Annotated in this window: 1 protein-coding gene; it reads left to right on the forward strand. The window is 75.8% G+C overall.

What is annotated here, in order from left to right:
* Window positions 1–285 (forward strand): ketoacyl-synthetase C-terminal extension domain-containing protein (locus tag AC559T_RS17950; protein ID WP_498869482.1); only part of this gene is annotated, 285 nt, incomplete at both ends.

Raw genomic sequence — 285 nt, forward strand, 5'->3', positions numbered from 1 at the left:
CACCCAGGGCGCCGCGGGCGTCGCCGGGCTGATCACGATGGTGCAGGCGATGACGCACGGGGTGCTCCCGGCGACCCTGCACGTGGACGCGCCGACCCCGCACGTGGACTGGGACTCCGGCGCCGTCCGGGTCCTCACCGAGACCACCCCCTGGCCGGCGGTCGACCGGCCCCGCCGTGCCGGCGTCTCCTCCTTCGGGATCAGCGGCACGAACGCACACCTGATCCTCGAGCAGGCCCCGCCGGAGGCGACCGACGGGCAGGCACCACGGGAGGCCACGAAGCC

Origin of the sequence: Frankia sp. Hr75.2 (assembly GCF_949319125.1) — a bacterium.
Lineage (GTDB): Bacteria > Actinomycetota > Actinomycetes > Frankiales > Frankiaceae > Parafrankia > Parafrankia soli.